The organism is Rhizobium sp. Leaf306 (assembly GCF_001423425.1).
In the GTDB taxonomy this organism is placed as follows: domain Bacteria; phylum Pseudomonadota; class Alphaproteobacteria; order Rhizobiales; family Rhizobiaceae; genus Neorhizobium; species Neorhizobium soli.
This window is the reverse complement of the sequence record NZ_LMNX01000001.1, coordinates 1,132,866-1,149,689: the sequence shown is the minus strand read 5'-3', so window position 1 is coordinate 1,149,689 and position 16,824 is coordinate 1,132,866. Positions and strand designations below refer to the sequence as shown.

At 61.5% G+C, this 16,824-nt stretch carries 19 protein-coding genes; 5 read left to right on the top strand and 14 right to left on the bottom strand.

Annotated features, from left to right (window positions below; genetic code table 11):
- Nucleotides 1-34 precede the first annotated feature (34 nt).
- The 3 genes from ASG19_RS05375 to ASG19_RS05365 are packed head-to-tail and all read right to left on the bottom strand — an operon-like array spanning nucleotide 35 to nucleotide 2,320.
- The gene (locus tag ASG19_RS05375; RefSeq protein WP_062454087.1) at nucleotides 35-259 is read right to left on the bottom strand and encodes a DUF3072 domain-containing protein; all 225 of its coding nucleotides are present in this window, start codon (nucleotides 257-259) and stop codon (nucleotides 35-37) included.
- A 54-nt stretch (nucleotides 260-313) separates the two neighbouring features.
- Nucleotides 314-1,309: an aldo/keto reductase gene (locus ASG19_RS05370; protein WP_062454086.1), complete on the bottom strand. Its 996-nt coding sequence runs from the start codon at nucleotides 1,307-1,309 to the stop codon at nucleotides 314-316.
- Between the two features lie 60 nt (nucleotides 1,310-1,369).
- On the bottom strand, nucleotides 1,370-2,320 hold the full coding sequence (locus tag ASG19_RS05365) for an aldo/keto reductase (protein WP_062454085.1): 951 nt from the start codon (nucleotides 2,318-2,320) through the stop codon (nucleotides 1,370-1,372).
- A 191-nt stretch (nucleotides 2,321-2,511) separates the two neighbouring features.
- Here ASG19_RS05365 and ASG19_RS05360 point away from each other — a divergent pair, with 191 nt between their 5' ends.
- Complete coding sequence (locus tag ASG19_RS05360) at nucleotides 2,512-3,498, top strand: Gfo/Idh/MocA family oxidoreductase (protein ID WP_062454084.1); 987 nt, start codon at nucleotides 2,512-2,514, stop codon at nucleotides 3,496-3,498.
- A 1-nt stretch (nucleotide 3,499) separates the two neighbouring features.
- On the opposite strand, the gene ASG19_RS05355 is transcribed toward ASG19_RS05360, so the two are convergent.
- Together ASG19_RS05355 and ASG19_RS05350 are read right to left on the bottom strand one after the other, a co-directional pair.
- Nucleotides 3,500-3,880 carry a GtrA family protein gene (locus ASG19_RS05355; RefSeq protein WP_062454083.1) on the bottom strand — a complete coding sequence of 127 codons (381 nt, stop codon included), beginning with the start codon at nucleotides 3,878-3,880 and terminating at the stop codon, nucleotides 3,500-3,502.
- On the bottom strand, nucleotides 3,877-4,890 hold the full coding sequence (locus tag ASG19_RS05350; RefSeq protein ID WP_062454082.1) for a glycosyltransferase: 1,014 nt from the start codon (nucleotides 4,888-4,890) through the stop codon (nucleotides 3,877-3,879). Before ASG19_RS05350 ends, ASG19_RS05355 begins: the two co-directional genes overlap by 4 nt.
- Nucleotides 4,891-5,042: 152 nt before the next feature.
- Here ASG19_RS05350 and ASG19_RS05345 point away from each other — a divergent pair, with 152 nt between their 5' ends.
- The 3 genes from ASG19_RS05345 to ASG19_RS05335 all read left to right on the top strand — a co-directional run bounded on the left by ASG19_RS05345 (nucleotide 5,043) and on the right by ASG19_RS05335 (nucleotide 8,992).
- Nucleotides 5,043-6,848, top strand: a complete 1,806-nt coding sequence (locus tag ASG19_RS05345) for a hypothetical protein (RefSeq protein ID WP_062454081.1) — start codon at nucleotides 5,043-5,045, stop codon at nucleotides 6,846-6,848.
- Between the two features lie 71 nt (nucleotides 6,849-6,919).
- Complete coding sequence (gene xseA, locus ASG19_RS05340; protein WP_062454940.1) at nucleotides 6,920-8,533, top strand: exodeoxyribonuclease VII large subunit; 1,614 nt, start codon at nucleotides 6,920-6,922, stop codon at nucleotides 8,531-8,533.
- Nucleotides 8,534-8,656: 123 nt separating this feature from the next.
- Complete coding sequence (locus tag ASG19_RS05335) at nucleotides 8,657-8,992, top strand: hypothetical protein (RefSeq protein ID WP_156466408.1); 336 nt, start codon at nucleotides 8,657-8,659, stop codon at nucleotides 8,990-8,992.
- A 43-nt stretch (nucleotides 8,993-9,035) separates the two neighbouring features.
- Here the strand turns inward: ASG19_RS05335 and ASG19_RS05330 are convergent, their stop codons facing one another.
- The 3 genes from ASG19_RS05330 to ASG19_RS05320 all read right to left on the bottom strand — a co-directional run bounded on the left by ASG19_RS05330 (nucleotide 9,036) and on the right by ASG19_RS05320 (nucleotide 11,214).
- Nucleotides 9,036-10,289 carry an aminopeptidase gene (locus ASG19_RS05330; RefSeq protein WP_062454079.1) on the bottom strand — a complete coding sequence of 418 codons (1,254 nt, stop codon included), beginning with the start codon at nucleotides 10,287-10,289 and terminating at the stop codon, nucleotides 9,036-9,038.
- A 92-nt stretch (nucleotides 10,290-10,381) separates the two neighbouring features.
- A complete protein-coding gene (ybaK, locus tag ASG19_RS05325) occupies nucleotides 10,382-10,855 on the bottom strand; it encodes a Cys-tRNA(Pro) deacylase (protein ID WP_062454078.1) in 474 nt (157 codons plus the stop codon).
- Between the two features lie 5 nt (nucleotides 10,856-10,860).
- Complete coding sequence (locus ASG19_RS05320) at nucleotides 10,861-11,214, bottom strand: ArsC family reductase (RefSeq protein ID WP_062454077.1); 354 nt, start codon at nucleotides 11,212-11,214, stop codon at nucleotides 10,861-10,863.
- 170 nt (nucleotides 11,215-11,384) lie between these two features.
- On the opposite strand from ASG19_RS05320, the gene ASG19_RS24175 reads away from it, so the two are divergent.
- Entirely contained in the window at nucleotides 11,385-11,549 is a 165-nt protein-coding gene (locus ASG19_RS24175; protein WP_092663836.1) for a hypothetical protein, read from the top strand.
- Nucleotides 11,550-11,804: 255 nt separating this feature from the next.
- Here the strand turns inward: ASG19_RS24175 and ASG19_RS05315 are convergent, their stop codons facing one another.
- The 6 genes from ASG19_RS05315 to ASG19_RS05290 all read right to left on the bottom strand — a co-directional run bounded on the left by ASG19_RS05315 (nucleotide 11,805) and on the right by ASG19_RS05290 (nucleotide 16,821).
- Nucleotides 11,805-12,395 carry a YqaA family protein gene (locus tag ASG19_RS05315; protein ID WP_062454076.1) on the bottom strand — a complete coding sequence of 197 codons (591 nt, stop codon included), beginning with the start codon at nucleotides 12,393-12,395 and terminating at the stop codon, nucleotides 11,805-11,807.
- A gap of 65 nt (nucleotides 12,396-12,460) precedes the next feature.
- Nucleotides 12,461-14,050 carry a glutamine-hydrolyzing GMP synthase gene (guaA, locus tag ASG19_RS05310; RefSeq protein ID WP_062454075.1) on the bottom strand — a complete coding sequence of 530 codons (1,590 nt, stop codon included), beginning with the start codon at nucleotides 14,048-14,050 and terminating at the stop codon, nucleotides 12,461-12,463.
- A gap of 40 nt (nucleotides 14,051-14,090) precedes the next feature.
- Complete coding sequence (locus ASG19_RS05305) at nucleotides 14,091-14,729, bottom strand: 5'-methylthioadenosine/S-adenosylhomocysteine nucleosidase (protein WP_062454074.1); 639 nt, start codon at nucleotides 14,727-14,729, stop codon at nucleotides 14,091-14,093.
- Nucleotides 14,726-15,175, bottom strand: coding sequence for a PaaI family thioesterase (locus tag ASG19_RS05300; protein WP_062454073.1), 450 nt, complete (start codon nucleotides 15,173-15,175; stop codon nucleotides 14,726-14,728). The genes ASG19_RS05305 and ASG19_RS05300 overlap by 4 nt, the downstream gene beginning before the upstream one ends.
- A gap of 70 nt (nucleotides 15,176-15,245) precedes the next feature.
- Nucleotides 15,246-15,698, bottom strand: coding sequence for a TspO/MBR family protein (locus ASG19_RS05295; RefSeq protein WP_062454072.1), 453 nt, complete (start codon nucleotides 15,696-15,698; stop codon nucleotides 15,246-15,248).
- Between the two features lie 37 nt (nucleotides 15,699-15,735).
- Nucleotides 15,736-16,821, bottom strand: coding sequence for a DUF1513 domain-containing protein (locus ASG19_RS05290; RefSeq protein ID WP_062454071.1), 1,086 nt, complete (start codon nucleotides 16,819-16,821; stop codon nucleotides 15,736-15,738).
- Nucleotides 16,822-16,824 lie beyond the last annotated feature (3 nt).

Here is a 16,824-nt window from a genome sequence, read left to right as displayed (position 1 = left end):
TCTACGATAGCAGAACCCGGGGAAGGCTAGACACTCACATTTTCATCTTCTCGCGCAGCGCATCGATGCGCTTGGAGGCTTCGGCCTTGGACAGATCTTCGGCGAAAGCGTCGGGCTCTTTCGCCTGCTCGCTGAGGGTCTTGAGATAGGAGCCCTGGGCGCCGGTCATTGGCTCGTCACCGGTGACCCAGTCATCCGGGTCCTTCTCGGTGTTCGATGCGGGATCCGGGTCAGTCTTCGGGTTGTGTATGTCGCTCATAGTTTCCTCACCGTTTGGATGTTCCTTAAACGTTCTCGGTGAAACGAAGTTCCATCAGCGGCGCGGCGTCCATGCCGCCTGTCCTCCGTAACGGGCGCCGGCAATCTTGTCGGGAGACAGCATGTCGTCGAGGCGCTTCACGTCATCGGCGGTCAGCACGACGTCGGCCGCTCCGGCATTCTGCTCCAGATTGGGGATTTTACGGGCACCGGGAATAGGCACGATGAAGTCACCCTTGGCGAGCACCCAGGCAAGAGCAAGCTGCGCCGCCGTGATGCCCTTTTCCGACGCCATCTGTTCGACAAGCCGGACCAGCGCCAGGTTCGCCTCCATATTCTCAGCCTCGAAGCGCGGCATGGTGCGGCGCAGATCACCTTCGCCAAATTCCGACGTGTTCTGGATCTTGCCGGTCAGGAACCCGCGGCCGAGCGGGCTGAATGGCACGAAGCCGATCCCCAGTTGGCGGCAGGTATCGAGCACGTCGCCCTCGGGATCACGGGTCCACAGAGAGTATTCGCTCTGCAGCGCCGCAATCGGGTGCACCGCATGGGCGCGCCGGATGATCTCAGGGCTTGCCTCCGAAAGCCCGAGCGCGCGCACCTTGCCTGCCTTCACCAGCTCCGCCATCGCTCCGACCGTCTCCTCGATCGGCACATCAGGATCGACGCGGTGCTGGTAGAAGAGATCGATGACGTCGATGCCGAGGCGTTTCAGCGACGCTTCGGCAACCGCGCGCACCTGCTCCGGCCGGCTGTCGAGACCGGACATTGCGCTCGAGTCCTTTTTAGTGGGATCGATCTTGAAGCCGAACTTGGTGGCGATCACCACCTTGCCGCGGAACGGCTTCAACGCCTTGCCGACCAGCTCCTCGTTTATGTAGGGACCATAGACTTCGGCCGTGTCGAAGAAATTGACACCGATCTCGACGGCGCGGTGGAGCGTCCTGATCGACGTTGCTTCATCCTGCCCGCCATAGGCATGGCTCATGCCCATGCAGCCAAGGCCAATCGCCGAGACCGTCAGTTCAGTTCCAAGCTTGCGTGTCTGCACGGGGATTCTCCAGGTTGGGCTTTGAGGAGGGTCCGGCGGGAGGTCCGCCGGAGGGATAGATCAGGCGCCGGCCTCGTTGAGCAGCGCCATCTGCGCGTCGGTGAGCGTGAGTCTGCCGGCCGTAATGATCGCCTCAAGCTGCTTCAGGCTGGTGGCGCTGGCGATCGGCGCAGTAATGCCCGGCCGTGCGGCAACCCAGGCAATCGAAATTGCAGCCAGGCTTTCGCCGGTTTCCGCGGCCACCTGGTCGAGTGCTGCGAGGATCTTCAGGCCGCGGTCGTTGATGTAGTCGGGCATGCGGTTGCCACGCGTCTTGCCTTCTGCATCTTCGGGTTTGCGATACTTGCCCGTCAGGAAGCCAGCTGCCAGCGCGTAGTAGCTGATGACGCCGATGTCTTCGGCGATGCAAAGGTCCGCAAGCGGGCCCTCGAACTTGTTGCGGGTGTAGAGATTGTATTCCGGCTGCAGCACATCGTAGCGGGGTAGGCCGTTTTTCTCGGCAGCATTGAGCGAGGCCTGCAACTGTTCGGCACTGAAGTTCGAGCAGCCGATGGAACGCACCTTGCCGGCATCCTTCAGCTTCGCAAGCGCGCCAAGCGTCTCCTCGTGCGGCGTGTCGTCATCGGGAAAATGCGAAAGGTAGAGGTCGATATAGTCGGTCTGCAACCGCTGCAGGGATTTGTCGACGGCTTCCACCACCCACTTCGCCTTCAGCTTCTTGTCGTCGCCCATGGTGGGGTAACCGAATTTCGTGACGATGACCGCCTTGTCGCGGGCCACCGTGCCGCGCTTCAGCCAGTTGCCGATCACGGTCTCGCTTTCACCACCCTGATGGCCGGGCGCCCATGCGGAATAGACATCGGCGGTGTCGATCGTGTTGAACCCGGCCTCGAAGAACGCGTCCAGCATCTCGAAAGAAGTCTTTTCGTCCGCGGTCCAGCCGAACACGTTGCCGCCGAAAACGACGGGCGAGATGGAAAGTCCGGTACGGCCGAGCAAGCGCATGTCCATGATGGTCTCCAGATAGATGACGTGGGGAAGCGATGAGTGCTGAAGGATGAAACTAGGCTGATTGGATCGACTGTCAAACCGACAAGCGGGCACAAGGTTTCAGCACTGCCGACAACGACAGTTGCCCGCCCGACCAAGCGGCCCTAGGTTAGCCTCCCAATGACTGTCTGTGAATGTGTGGAGGCACTGCTATGTTGCGTTTTGGAATCCTGTCGACGGCGAAAATCGGACGGGACGCTGTCGTTCCCGCACTGCTAGACGCCGAAAACTGCGTGGTCAGCGCCGTTGCCAGCCGTGACATTGCCAAGGCGCGCGCATTTGCGGACCGGTTCGGCGTGCCACATGCGTTCGGATCCTATGACGAGATGCTGGCCTCCGACATGATCGATGCCGTCTATATCCCGCTGCCGACCAGCCAGCATGTGGAATGGTCGATCAAGGCGGCTGAGGCCGGCAAGCATGTTCTCTGCGAAAAGCCGATCGCGCTGAAGGCGAGCGAGATCGAGCGACTGATCGCGGCAAGGGATGACAACAGCGTCCTGATTTCCGAAGCCTTCATGGTCACCTACGCGCCCGTCTGGCACAAGGTCCGCGACCTCTTGAAGGATGGCGCAATCGGCGATCTCAAGCATGTCCAGGGCGCTTTCAGCTATTTCAACCGCGATCCTGACAACATGCGCAACATTCCGGAACTCGGCGGCGGCGCGCTGCCGGATATCGGCGTCTATCCGACGATCGCGACCCGCTTTGTCACCGGTAAAGAACCGGTGCGAGTCCAGGCCAAGGTGGAGCGCGACCCGGATTTCGGCACGGATATCTATGCAAGCGTCAAGGCAGCCTTCGAGACATTCGAAATGAGCTTCTACATCTCGACCCAGATGGCGAGCCGCCAGCTCATGGTGTTCCATGGCAGAGAGGGCACGATCGAGGTCAAGTCTCCCTTCAATGCGGATCGCTGGGGCGCCGAAGAGATCGAACTCACCAACCAGAAGCACAACGTCTCGCAGATCTTCCGCTTCCCCGACAGCCGCCAGTATCGCCGCCAGGCAGAAGCCTTCGCGAAGGCAGCAAAGGGTGAGGCGGCAGAGATTGTGACGCTCGAGAACTCGCTTCTCAACCAGCGCTTTATCGACGCGATCTACCGCGCCGGTGAAACCGACGGCTGGGAGACGGTCTGACCTAGTTCTTGTGGCGGAAGACGAAGCGGGAATACCCGAAATAGCTGTAGGCCGTTGCTGCAGCCGAGGCGAATACGATCGCCGCAATCGGCTGCAGGAACGGCGCCCGCCACATCAGCAGCGAATAGACGGCGTAATTGATACAGGCCGAGGTGATGCCCACGGCCCAGTATCGAAAACCTTCCTGCGCAAGCGAGTGCGGCGATGGCTCGAATGTCCTGTTGCGGTTGATGAGCCAGGTAAAGCTCATCGCGGCCATGATCGCAGGAATACGGGCCGCGAACGGCCCGAACCCGGCAACCGCAATGAGAAAATACGTCAGTCCAGCATCGATAACGAAGCCGCAGCCGCCCGCGGCCAGGAACCAGAAAAGTCGCTTCATGCGGCGCTCTTGGCGTCCCCTTTGGCCGTCTTGCGGCGGCCGTCCGCAGGCTTCTGCAGCGTCACCGGAGCATGCACCCGTTGCTGAAGGCTCATATAGTGGATGCGCAACTGCTCGGACCGTGCCCGCGATAGGGAATCGAGGATGAGCCCGGCCGTGAACACCAGAAACGAGATCAGCATCAGCACCAGCGAGAAGACCCAGGTCGGCATCCGCTCGACCAGGCCCGTCTCGAAATACTCGACCAGCACCGGCGCCATGAAGGCGAGGCTTGCCGCCATGAAGGCAGCGCTGATCGTGCCGAAGAAGGCGAAGGGCCGGGTTTCCTTCATCAGCATCGCAAACATCCAGAGGATCTTTGCACCATCGCGGAAGGTCGAAAGTTTGGAATGCGATCCTTCCGGACGCCGACCATAATCCAGCTCGATCTCGCAGATCGGCAGTTTCAGACGCGACGCATGCACCGACATTTCCGTCTCGATCTCGAACCCGCCTGATACGGCCGGAAAACTTTTGACGAATCGACGCGAGAAGGCGCGGTATCCGGAAAAGATATCTGTAAAGTCGCGTCCGAAGATCGTCCGGTAGAGAATGTTGAACAGCCGGTTGCCGGTCGCATGGCCCTGGCGCCCGGCATCCGCATGAACGCCGCGGCGGGTGCCGACAACCATGTCGGCGCGCTCGGTCAGGAGCGTGCGGATCAGCTCTTCCGCGTCTTTCGGAGAATAGGTGCCGTCACCATCCGCCATCAGATAGATGTCGGCGTCGATATCGGCAAACATGCGGCGCACCACATGGCCTTTGCCCTGGCGCCGTTCGCGCATCACCTCGGCGCCGGCCAGCATTGCTTTCAGCGCGGTGCCGTCGGTCGAATTGTTGTCGTAGACGTAGATGTGCGCATCCGGCAGGGCCTGCCGGAAGCCATTTACCACCGCTTCGATTGTCGATGCTTCGTTGTAGCAGGGCAGAAGAACGGCGATCTTCAGATCACCCGTCAGGGCATCGGTCATGGTTTTCACTCGATACAAAGAAGACCGCAGACGGCACACGCCGCTTCACCGCTTTACTATTTCTTGGGAAGGTTAAGGCTAGGTTTCGGGCTGGAATATTTCGGGGCGAAAATGCGAAAGCCCCGGAAATCAAGGTCGGAGGCGGGGAAGACATGCAGGTCGTTAGCGAGCGCGGTGCGATATCGTCGAGGCTTGCGCCCGTGGTGATGCTCTACTGGCTCGCAGTCTCGATCATGGCAATGGTCATCAAGCTGCCCACCGCGACCGATCTCATCGGCGCCGACAATGATGACATCATGCGGCTGGTCGAAGTGCGCGATCTCCTCGGCGGTCAGGGCTGGTTCGACATGATGCAGTACCGGCTAGGCCTTGCCGATGGCACGCTCATGCACTGGTCGCGGCTGGTCGATCTGCCGATTGCAGCAACGATCAAATCCCTCTCGCTGTTCATGGCGATGCCGCTGGCCGAAAGTGTCGCGGCGACGGTCTGGCCGCTTCTCGTCTCCCTCCTGCTATTCCTTCCGCTCGGTCTTGCCGGCCGCCGCATCGGCGGCGTGGTCACCATGCATCTGGCGCTCGGCATCGGCGCGATCTTCGTCTTCACCAACATCAAATTTCAGCCGGGCGCGCTCGATCACCACAATGTCCAACTGGCGCTTGCCATGTGGGTCACAGCCATGCTGGTCGATCCGCAATATCGCCGGTCAAGCTATGCCGTCGCCGGCATTGCAGCGGCGCTGGCGATCGCCGTCGGTGCCGAAACGGTCCCTTTCGTCGCTGCCGCCTGCATCTGCGTCGTGCTGCAATGGGCCTGGCACGGCAGGTCGTTCGCCGGGGCCGCCAAAGCGTTCGGCCTCTGCCTCACGCTTGCGATCTCCGCCGCCTTTTTCGCCACCGTGCCGCCCTATCGCTATGCGGTCGTCACCTGCGATAATCTTTCCTTCGGCTTTTATTCGCTGACGGCGATCGGTGGCGCCGGCCTGTTCATTCTGGCAAGCCTGCCCTTGCCCGATAAACGGTTGCTGCGTTTCGCCATGCTGGGGGCGGCCGGCGTCGCCCTTCTTGCTGCAGCCCGCGCAATTGCGCCGGAATGCCTCGGCAATCCGCTGGCAAACCTTGATCCGCTGCTTGTCGAACTCTGGCTGAACGGCGTATCCGAGGCACGCTCGATCGTGGCTGAAATGCGCGACACGCCCGAGCTCGTCGGCGGCTTCTATGCCGTGGGCCTTTTCGCCATTCTCGTCTGCCTTGCCCGCATCGCCTGCCGCAGCAAGGTCGAAACCCACGTCGTGCTTCTCGTTCTGCTCCTGGTTTCCTTCGCCGTCGCTGCCATTCAGGTGCGCGGGACGATCTTTTCCAACCTCCTCAGCATCCTGCCGCTGTCTCTGCTGATCGCCGATATCCGCGTCCGGGCCAATGCGGACCGCAACAATCCAGGTCTTGCCGCGGCCTATATCGTCACGGTCCTCGCGTCCGTTCCGGTCGTCTGGGGCGTCGTGGGCATTCTCGTGAAAGAGGGCGTCGGCGCCGTCGACCTCAATATCCTCTCCACCGATAACGCAGGTGAAGAAGGAGAATGCGGCGGGCCGCAGACATGGTCCGCGCTGAATGCCCTTCCGGTCGGCGTTATCGCTTCTCCCTCCAACAGCGGCGCGGAGATCATTCGCTTCACGCGACATCGTGCATTGTCCGCGCCCTATCACCGCAATCAGGGCGGCATGCTGACCGAACTGCATATCGGCCTCGCGCAACCGGCCGAATCCAAGGCCTTTATCGATGGTGCCGGTGTCACGGCTCTCACCTTCTGCAAGAGCGATCCGCAGACCGAGCGGCTGATCGCGATGAAACCTGACGGCCTCTATGCCGCGCTCGCCCGGAGTGACGTCCCACCATACCTGCAGCCTGTGGCCACAGGCCCGCTGGATGGGTTCATGATCTATCGGGTTGTTCGAGACTAGCGCGAGATTAAGCGTCGGATGATCCGGAAAGACGGATGAAATCGGCGCAGCCTTCGGTTAGAACAAAGGGCATGACGAGCCCTATCGCCCAAGAATCGCCGACGAACCTCACCGAATTTTCCGTGTCGGAGCTTTCCGGCTCGATCAAGCGCACGATGGAAAATGCGTTCGATCATGTGCGGGTGAGGGGAGAAATTTCCGGTTATCGCGGTCCGCACTCTTCCGGTCATGCCTATTTCTCGCTGAAGGACGACCGCTCGCGCATTGATGCGGTCATCTGGAAGGGCACCTTCTCGCGCCTGCGGTTCCGGCCGGAAGAAGGCATGGAAGTGATCGCGACCGGCAAGATCACCACATTTCCAGGCTCGTCGAAATATCAGATCGTCATCGAAAACCTCGAGCCGGCAGGCGCCGGCGCGCTCATGGCGCTGCTTGAGGAGCGCCGCCGCAAGCTCGGTGCCGAAGGCCTGTTCGATCAGGACCGCAAGCAGCCCCTGCCTTATCTGCCGCGTGTCATCGGCGTGGTGACCTCGCCAACCGGCGCCGTCATCCGCGATATCCTGCACCGCATTTCCGATCGCTTTCCCGTCCATGTGGTCCTATGGCCCGTCAAGGTTCAGGGCGAGGGGTCCGGCGAGGAAGTCGCGGCGGCCATCCGCGGGTTCAACGCACTCGGCCCTGGCGATGCGATCCGAAGGCCCGATGTGCTGATCGTCGGGCGCGGCGGCGGCAGTCTGGAAGACCTCTGGAGCTTCAACGACGAGATCGTCGTGCGCGCTGCAGCCGAAAGCCGGATACCGCTGATCTCGGCCGTGGGCCACGAGACCGACTGGACGCTCCTCGATCACGCCGCCGACGTTCGCGCACCGACGCCGACAGGGGCCGCCGAAATGGCCGTTCCCGTCAAGGCGGATCTCGATGCGCAACTCGCGAGCCTGGCCGCCCGGCTGCGGGGCTGTGCAGCGCGACAGATGGACCACCGCAAACAGTCGCTGCGGGCGCTCGTCCGCGCGCTTCCGTCGCTCGACCAGCTGCTGGCACTTCCGCGCCGACGGTTCGATGAAGCCGCGGCTGGCCTCGGCCGCGGGCTGGAGCGCACGACGGTCGTCAAGCGCCGCGCGTTCGAGCGTGTCTCGTCCGGTCTGCGCCTCGATCTCCTGACGGGCAGGCTCCAGCAACAACGCCAGGCTTTGAACGACCGGCTGCTACGGGCCGATCGTTGCCTGGAGAGAAGAGCGTTGAGCGAACGCGGGCGTCTGTCGCGTTTCGAAGCGTCACTGAAGTCGCTGCCCGCGCGGCTGCTCGGCCAGATCCAGCGCGAGCGTCAGCATCTCGTCTCATTCGGGCGCCATGCCGATACCGCTATGTCGCACACGCTCGCGCGCAGCCGTTCGGCCATCTCGGCGCAGGATCGCGTCCTGCAGTCGCTCTCCTACAAGAACGTCCTGCAACGCGGTTTTGCCGTCATCCGCGATGAGAACAACCACCCCCTGACACGGGCCGCCGGCATTGGCGAGGGCCGGGCGATTTCCGTCGAATTCGCCGACGGTCGTATCGCAGCCGTCACGGGCGGGGAAGGGCTTGGAGACGATCCGTCGTCCGCCGGACGTCCGCCGCAGCCGAAAAAGAAGCTGCCGAAGCCGGAAGCACCTGAAGAGCCCGCCAAGCAGGGCACGCTGTTTTAGTCACAGGCGACATCGCCATTCAAATCTCTGCCAAGACTTCCTATCTTCTCCATGAAGAGACCGTGCTGGAACACGGCGTTGCAAGCTGCGTTTCCTCGGCAGTCACACACGGAGACCATGGCCATGAAAAAAGCATTCGCGACCTCGTTGCTGATCCTGTCGGCGGCAGCTTTCGGCACGCCGGCGCTGGCCGGACAGACGAGGGCATCGGAGATCATCTTCGGCAAGGCCTATGACGACAACGTCATCGCCATCCAGTCCGGTTCGCTCACCAGCCGCAAGGATGGGTTTTCCGAATGGTCGGGCTCCGGCAACGACTTCATCATGCGCCGGGCCCAGGCGGAAGTCAGTGCCGACAGCAGCCTGATGCGCTCGCTCGAAGCCCGCGGCATTGCGGTCCACAACGTCCTGTCGGTGGAAACCGCTGCCAATGGCGGCAAGGTCGTCTATTACCGTTGATAGTGGCAAAGGCCCGGCAAATCCGGGCCTCGCGTCTCGTGCGTCAGGCCCATTCGCCGGCGCGCATGACGGGCACCTTGGAACCATCGGCCCTGATGCCGTCGATATCCACCTTGTCGGATCCGATCATCCAGTCGATGTGGATGAGGCTCGAATTGCCGCCCTGCGTCCTGATCTGCTCCGGCGTCAGCGAAGCGCCGTCGAGGAAGCATTTCGAATAGCACTGGCCAAGCGCGATATGGCACGACGCGTTTTCGTCAAACAGCGTGTTGTAGAACAAGATGCCGCTTGCCGAAATCGGCGAGGAATGCGGCACCAGGGCCACTTCGCCCAGCCGGCGAGCACCCGCATCCGTATCGAGAACCCGGCTCAGCACTTCCCCGCCCTTGGCGGCACTTGCCTCGACGATGCGGCCACCCTCGAACTTAACCCTGATATCGTCGATCAACGTGCCCTGATGCGACAGCGGCTTGGTGCTGGAAACATAGCCTTCCACCTTCAGCGCATGGGGGGTGGTGAACACTTCCTCGGTCGGAATGTTCGGATTGCAGGTGATCCCGTTCTTCGCAACGGACGCCCCGCCATGCCATTCATGGCCATCAGCCAGGCCGACCGTGAGGTCGGTGCCCGGACCGGTGAAATGAAGCGCCGAAAAACGCTCGCCGTTCAGCCATGTGGAGCGCTTCTTGAGGTTTGCATTGTGCGATGCCCAGGCAGCGACCGGGTCGTCGAGATCGACGCGGGAGGCGGCAAAGATCGCGTCGGCCAGCTTGCGCACCGCCACCTCTTCGGCCACGTCCGGGAACACCTGCCGCGCCCATGCCGGGTTGGGATAGGAAATGATGTTCCAGTTGATGTCGAAATTGGCGATCTTCTCGAGCGCCGGCTTGTAGGCCATCGAATTGGCCTTGTTGGCCCGCGCCACCTTGGCGGGATCTTGTTCGGAGAGCATCATCGGGTTGTCGCCGGAGATCGCCAGCCGCGCCGCGCCATTGGCATAAGCCTTCGCCATGCCTTCGTAGAGCCAGTCCGAGGCCTTGTCGAAACTCGCATCGGGCGCGAACTCGTAGCGCGCAAGCGTCGTCTCTTCGTCGGAATAGAACGTGGTGACCAGGCCGGCACCGGCCTTGTAGGCGTGGCGGGTCAGGAACCGCACTAGCGGCAAGGCCGCAATCGGCGCCGTGATGACGAGATCCTGGTTCTTCGCGAGCCCAAGGCCAACCTTGACCGCCACTTCGGCAAGCTTTTCAAGTTTCTGCGGATCGATGGCGGTCTGGAAATTCGGCACGATTGTCATAATGGCCTCTGTTCTTGGAATATCTGCTGACACGACTTAGGGTAACTGAGGTGAATTTGAAGTCGATCGGTCACGATCATAGTCCCCTTGCTTCACGCAACAAGGGCCGCCGCTATCGCTTTCAATGCCGATTGTGCGTCTTTTGGGGCAAGGCGAACCTGAAGTCCTCGCTGGCCACCATTGATGAAAACATGGACCTCTTCGAGAGCAGTCGCTTCGATGGCCGTCGGGACGAGCTTCCTCTGTCCGAACGGGCTGATGCCGCCGACACGATAACCGGTTATCCGTTCCGCGTCGGCCGGTTTCATCATGGCCGCAGACTTGCCACCGAAGGCCGCAGCAAGCCTCTTCATCGAGACTTCTCTATCCGACGGGATGACAACGCAGACCGCCTTGCCGTCCACCTCCGCCATCAACGTCTTCAGGACCCGGCAAGGCTCTTCGCCGATCGCCTCGGCTGCCTGAAGGCCGATGCGTTCGGCGTTTGGATTATAGTCGTAGGTGACCGTCGTGAAGCTCACGTCAGCCTTCTCGAGGACTTCGGTTGCGCGGGTCGCCTTGGACATGAAATTCAGGTCTCGGTGAATGTCGCGGCGTAGGTTTCCGGTTTGAAGCCGACAACCAGCTCGCCATCCGCTTCCAGTATCGGCCGCTTGATCATCGATGGCTGAGCCGTCATCAGCGCAATCGCCTTTTCCCGGTCGAGATCCAGCTTGTCGGTCTCGGGCAGCTTCCTGAACGTGGTGCCTGCGCGGTTCAGCACCTGTTCCCAACCGGCGCGCGCCGTCCAGTCGGCAAGATGATCGGGGTCGATACCGAGCGCCTTGTAGTCGTGGAAGGTGTAGGCAACGCCCTTCTCATCCAGCCAGGCGCGGGCCTTTTTCATCGTGTCGCAATTCTTGATGCCATAGATGGTGATCGCCATGAAAACCTCTTCAGTTGATGACGATCGATAGCAACGACACCTCGGTTTAGGCAAGGCATGGATGCTGTGAGGTCCGTGCCATGTGATTGGCGCATGCCTCCTCTGTGAGCTTGTCGATTGTATAGGCACAATGTGCAGCCTATTTTAGGAACATCACAAGGAGAGATCAAATGTCTGCATCTATCAAGAACCGCGTTGGCGCATTCGGTCGTGCATTTGCACTGTTCGGCGCTGCCGTCTCCGCATCCGCTGCTGTCGAGAACAACCGTCGTCCGCACGCCCGTGACCTCGAGATCCTCGGCATCGATCCCCAGGCTTTCCGCAAGGTTCGCTAATCATACTTCCAAAGACCGCCCGGCGGGAAAGCTCCTGCCGGACATGTGTGGCGTAATCCTTCACCACACCATAAGCGCTGATGATACGACCCGGCTGAGCCCTTCAGCCAGAGCAGGTCACCATCCCGCTAAACGCATGGCTTGTTTCGAAAGCCAATAGGCGATCAAGCCACAAACTTCCCCGCAAAAATAATGATACTAGGCCAGGCGCGCCCACGCTGCCTGATAGCATAGACGAGCTGGCGTCGCGCCAACTCAGCTCATCAGCATCTTGTAGGCGCAATAGACGGCGATCAGCACGACGGCGCCGATCAGTGCGATCTTCCCGAGCCGCTTCTCGATGAAGTGCCGGATGCTCTCGCCGTGGCGGCGCAGGAGCCATGCCAGGAGAAAGAAGCGGGCACCACGGGTCACCACGGCCGCCGCGATGAACAGCCAGATGTTGACATGCACGGCACCGGACAGGATCGTGACCACCTTGATCGGCGGCAGATGCGCAAAGCCTGAGGTGACCAGCATCAGCAGGATCGTCTCGTAGGTGATGCCGGACTTCAGCTCGTTGAACGTATCGAGCTTGCCCCAGAATTCGAGGATCGGCACAGCGATCGCATCGAAAGCGAAAAACCCGATCCACCAGCCCGCAATGCCACCGAGGACCGAAAACGTTGTAGCGATCAGGGCGTAGCGCCAGGCGCGCTCTGGTCTCGCGAGCGCCATGGGCAGAAACAGCACATCCGCCGGCACCAGGAAGACAGAGCTTTCGACGAAGGCGATGACCGCAAGCCACACGCTTGCGGACTTGCGGGCGCTGAGCGCCAGCGTCCAGTCATAGAGGCTGCGGAGCATAGGGATATCCGGGAAGGGATTGGGAGGTGACAGGCCGCTGAGTGATGCGGCCGGTCACTAAAGGCCTATTCCCACTCGATCGTGCCGGGCGGCTTGCTGGTCACGTCGTAGACGACGCGGTTGATGCCGCGGACTTCGTTGATGATGCGGGTGGCCGCACGACCGAGGAAGTTCATGTCGTAGGGGTAGAAGTCGGCCGTCATGCCGTCGACCGAGGTTACAGCGCGGAGTGCACAGACGAAGTCGTAGGTGCGGTAGTCGCCCATCACGCCGACGGTCTGGACCGGCAGCAGCACCGCGAATGCCTGCCAGATCGTGTCGTAGAGACCGGCCTTGCGGATTTCGTCGAGATAGATCGCATCCGCCTTGCGCAGGATATCAAGCTTTTCGCGGGTAATCCCACCGGGGCAGCGGATGGCAAGGCCTGGACCCGGGAACGGGTGGCGGCCGATAAAGCTTTCCGGCAGGCCAAGCTCACGGCCCAGCGCGCGCACTTCGTCCTTGAACAGTTCGCGCAGCGGCTCCACCAACTGCATGTTCATGCGCTCAGGAAGGCCGCCGACATTGTGGTGGCTCTTGATGGTGACCGACGGGCCGCCGGAGAACGAAACGCTCTCGATAACGTCAGGGTAGAGCGTGCCCTGTGCGAGGAAGCGCGGCGCGCCCTTGCCGTCGGAAGCAATCTTGGCCGCTTCCGCCTCGAAAACCTCGATGAACAGGCGTCCGATCGTCTTGCGCTTGACCTCAGGGTCGGAAACGCCGGCCAGCTGCGTCAGGAACAGGTCGGATGCATCTACGGCCACGAGCGGGATGTTATAGGCATCGCGGAACATGCCGACGACCTGTTCGGTCTCGCCTTGGCGCATCAGGCCGTGGTCGACATAGATGCAGGTCAGCTGGTCGCCGATCGCCTCATGGATCAGAATAGCGGCAACGGATGAATCGACGCCGCCGGACAGGCCGCAGATGACGCGCTCGGTGCCCACCTGTTCCTGGATCTTGCGGATCATTTCGGCCTTGTAGGCAGCCATGGTCCAGTCGGATTTCAGGCCGACGATCTTGTGCACGAAATTGGAGAGAAGCTTGGCGCCATCGGGCGTGTGCACCACTTCCGGATGGAACATCGTCGTATAATAGCGACGGCTCTCGTCGGCAGCGATCGCGAACGGCGCGTTTTCGGATGTGGCGATCACTTCGAAGCCATCCGGCAACTGCGTAACGCGGTCACCATGGCTCATCCAGACCGGATAGCGTCCGCCCTGTTCCCAGAACCCATCAAACAGCGGGCTGGATTTCTTGATCTCGACATCGGCGCGACCGAATTCGGCGGCATGGCCACCCTCAACGACGCCGCCGAGCTGGGTTGCCAGAGTCTGCTGACCGTAGCAGATGCCAAGGATTGGAACGCCGCTGTCGAACACCGCCTGCGGTGCGCGCGGGCTACCCTCTGTCGTGACCGATGCCGGGCCGCCGGAAAAGATCACGCCCTTCGGCGCCATCCTGTCGAAGGCGTCCGCGGCACTCTGAAATGGGTGGATCTCGCAATACACACCCGCTTCGCGCACGCGACGCGCAATCAGCTGCGTCACCTGGCTGCCGAAATCGATGATGAGAATGCTGTCGGGATGAGCTACCAAGGGTGTTGTCTGGGTCATGGCGAGCCTTTAGAGAAAAACTGGCTTTTGTGCAACTGCGTCAGAGCGCCAAATCGCCGCTTTCGAGGGCGTTTTCAAGCCGGTCGATGACTGCGGCAAGCTTCTCGTCGATCACATGAAGATATTCCGTCCAGTTGTCGACATGCTTCAGCTCTGCCTTGCCGTCGGAAATGCCCCGCAGACCGATCAGTGGAAGACCGAAAAGCTGGCAGCATCGCAGCACCGCAAAGGTCTCCATGTCCACCATGTCGGCTGCCACGAGATCATAGGCGGCTCCCGACACGATATTGCCGCCGGTCGAAAGCGAGGCTTCCGCAATGCCGGGGATGCGAAGCGTCATCGGAATGACCGCCGGGTGATCGAGAAACGGCGTGCGTCCCTTTTCGAAACCGAGCGGGGAGGCGTCCATGTCGCGATAGGCGACGGAGGAAACCTGATAGACTTCCGTCTGCTCGAGACTGCGCGATCCGGCGGAGCCGAGCGACACGACCAGATCCGGCAACCGGCTTTCCGCCTCCAGCCGTGTCAGCGCACGCGACAAGACGGCCGCCGCCTCCACCGGGCCGACGCCGGTCATCAGCGGCTTGATCCGGTTCTTGAGATGCGGACCATATTCGGCGTCGACCGCCATGACGAACATGACTTTTCCGCCCGCGACCGATTTGAGTTCGAAATTCATCCGACGATATCCTGCCTGCCGCGGATGACCATCATCGATGCGGTCATGGACGCAATGAGTTTTGCCGGCCCGTCACTGATCGCATAACCACGCCCGTCCGCAACGATGATCGTCGACCCCGGTTTGGTGATTTCGCCGCGAAACAGAAAGCGCTCTCCACGTCCCGGCGACAACAGGTTCACCTTGAACTCGATCGTCAGGATCGAAGCGTCAGGTGCAATCGTCGTGTAGGCGGCATAGGTGCAGGCCGTGTCGAGGGCCGCCGAAATCACGCCGGCATGCAGAAACCCATGCTGTTGGGTGAGCTTCTCGCTATAGGGCAGCTCGATCTCGATCATCGCCTGCTCGACCCGGGTGAGCTCCGCATCGAGCATCGCCATCGCGCCCTGCCGGTCAAAACTCTGGCGAATACGCTCGCGAAAATCGCCTGTTTCGAGAATGCTCATGCCTGCCCCTTTGATCGGGGCAAGGTGCCATGCCGGGCGGGTATCGGCAAGCCGGTTTGGTCTCGGCTCGTCAGTTGAGCATGACGATCGAAATATTGAGCATCGTCGCAAACGCGACCCACAGCGCATAGGGCACGAACAGCAGCGCGGCCGTGCGGTTCGGCCGCCAGCTCATGGCGATGAACAGCAGGATGAAAGCGAGCATAGGCACGATGATGGTGAGGCCGAGAACCGGGTTCTGCATCCCGAAGAAGGCCGGAGACCAGAGCAGGTTCAGGACGGCCTGCACCGCAAACACGACCAGCCTTCGAGTGTTGTTCTGGTCGTACCAGGTAGAGGCAAGCGCTGCGCCGATCATGCCGTAAAGAACCGTCCAGACCGGTCCGAAGATCCAGTTCGGCGGATTGAAGAACGGCTTGTTCAGCTGTTGGTACCATTCGCCGGGAATGTTGCTGACGCCGCTGATCACGCCGACGGCGACCGACGCGATGATGAAGAGACCGTAGACAATAGGTTTGCGCATGTACCCTCAGATAGAGCGGTTTGAGCGGCCGGAAAGATCATCCGATGCGAACGATGTGCTGGTCCCAGGCTATCCGGCTTCTTGTCTCGTTGAAACGCCCGTCATAGGTCGACACCGCGATGCCATGCGCGGCCGGTGCGACGCCCGCAGCCTCCCGCACCGTCTCCTCCTTGAGCAGTTGACCGGTCCTTGCATCCAGCGTCACCGCCGCACCGCCGACCGGTGATGTCAGGCCGACCAGCGCCTCGCGACGATTGACGGCAATCGCACCCACATAGTTGCCAAGCCGGACCGTGGTTTGTTCGGGCAGGTCGAGGAATGCGATGTCCTCGCCCTTCGAAAACCAGCCGGCAAGCGGCGGCAATGCGTTGCGCGCACCTTCCCACTGGCAGGCAAACCAGATGCGGCCACTATCGGCAATGTCCAGATGCCGTGTGGAAAGCTGGGGTAGCGCCGGCGGCATCAGGTGTTTCTGGATCAGCGCGCCGGATCTTGCGTCCAGCAGCACCAGCGACGGCTCCATACGATCGAGATTGAGCTTGGTGCGGCCGAAATCCGGATGCGTCTCGATACCGCCATTGGCGATGACCAGCACCGATCCGTCGTCGGAGACGGTCATATCGTGGGTACCGACACCATGGGCATCGAATTCGCCGATGCGGCGGAAGCCGTCGGTTCCGTCATAGACCCCGATCATGCCGCGATTGGCGTCGAAGTCGTTCTCGCTCGCGTAGAGCCTGGTGCCATCCGGCGAGAAATGCCCGTGCCCGTAGAAATGTCGCCCCTCCGGTGCCGTGATCATGACAGGCTCCGCCCGGCGTGCCGCATCGAACACCATGGCGAAGGTCCCAGGCCGTCGGGCAAACGCGACCGTTCGACCGGTCGCCTCACTGAAGGCCATGCCATGTGCCCGCGCGGGCAGGGGAACACGGTCGATGATCTCGCCGCGCTCCGACACGGTCGCAATGCCGAACGAACCATCGGGCGCACGAAAACCCGAGGCATAAACCGCGTCCGCCCGTTCCAGCGCCATCAGCGAGCCCGGTTGAAGTGCCGCGGTAAAGGCAACGCCTGCCGCCTTCAGGAAACCGCGTCGATCGATCGTTTCGCCGCGCCAGTTCATGGC